1 protein-coding gene is annotated in these 1,412 nt (G+C 67.9%); it reads right to left on the bottom strand.

The genetic code is table 11. From position 1 onward, the window contains the following. Positions 1 to 225 precede the first annotated feature (225 nt). On the bottom strand, positions 226 to 1,412 hold a 1,187-nt coding region (locus PC39_RS16590), incomplete at its 5' end, for a 2-oxo acid dehydrogenase subunit E2 (protein ID WP_353254530.1).

The raw sequence follows: 1,412 nt of genomic DNA, 5'->3' as shown, positions 1-1,412 counted from the left end.
ACACCAGCACCTCGATCACCTCGACCGCGTCGAAGTCGCCTATGTCCGGAACCCTGACCTCAGTCGTCATAAGATCGCCTTTTTCCTAACCACAGAGACACAGAGCACACAGAGTGAATTGGGTCGTTAGTCACGGAGATGCCGGAGCCAAAGCGTCATTGCTCCCACCCGGCTCTTTTCACCGCTTTTATGCTCTGTGTCCTCTGTGTCTCTGTGGTTCATCAATCAAAGCAAAAGCTTGCGGATATCGCCCAGGACTTCCGACAGGAACGTCGTGATGCGGGCGGCGACAGCGCCGTCGATCACGCGGTGGTCGTAGGACAGCGATAGCGGCAGCATCAGGCGCGGCACGAACTCGCCGTCGCGCCAGACCGGCTTGGTCTCGGCGCGGGAGACGCCCAGGATCGCGACCTCGGGGGCGTTGACGATGGGCGTGAACGCGGTGCCGCCGATGCCGCCCAGGCTGGAGATGGAGAAGCAGCCGCCCTCCAGGTCCTCGCGCTTGAGCTTGCCGGCGCGGGCCCGCTCGCTGACATCGCCCAGGTCGGCGGCGATCTCGAACACGCTCTTGCGGTCCACGTCGCGGATCACCGGCACCACCAGGCCGCCCTCGGTGTCCACCGCCACGCCGATGTGGCAGAACTTGCGGCGGATCAGGTTCTCGCCGTCCGCGGCCAGGGCGCTGTTCAGGTCCGGGAACTCCTCCAGGGCCGCTCCGGCGGCCTTGAGCAGGAAGGCGAGCAGGGTGAGCTTGACGCCCTCGCGCTCGGCGCGCGCCTTCTGGTCCTTGCGGAAGGCTTCCAGGTCGGTGATGTCGGCGGCGTCGAACTGGGTGACGTGCGGCACCACCAGCCAGCTTCGGTGCAGGTGCTTCGCCGAGAGCTTGCGGATGCGCGACATCGGCACCGTCTCGACCTCGCCGAACTTGCCGTAATCGACCTCCGGCTGGGCCGGCAGGCCATCGCCGCCGCCCGCGGGCGCGCTCTCGGCCCGGCGCACCGCGCCCTTCACGTAGCCCTGGACATCCTCCTTGCGGATCCGGCCCTTGGGTCCGCTGCCCTCGACCCGGCCCAGGTCCACGCCCAGTTCGCGCGCGAACTTGCGCACCGCGGGCGAGGCGTGGGCCTTGGCGAAGGCGCCCTCGTCGACCGCCGGCAGGCGTCCTTCGGGCGCCGCCGTCGGGACCGGCTTTTCGGGGGCTTTTTCGGGTTTCGCGTTTCGGGTTTCGGGTTGTTCGGGGGTCGGCTCGGCGGCCGGGGCCTGTTCCGCTTCGGATGCCTGCGGTTCCTGCGCGGGTGCCGGCTCGCTCGCCGGCGCTTCGCCCTGCTTGCTTTCCGCTTGTTCCTCGCCGCTTGTCCCCGCATCCTCCAGGACGCAGATCACATCGCCCTCGGCAACCTTGTCGCCTTCCT

Origin of the sequence: Salinisphaera sp. PC39 (assembly GCF_040361335.1) — a bacterium.
In the GTDB taxonomy this organism is placed as follows: Bacteria; Pseudomonadota; Gammaproteobacteria; order Nevskiales; family Salinisphaeraceae; genus APNM01.
This window is presented reverse-complemented; position numbering and strand designations above follow the sequence as displayed.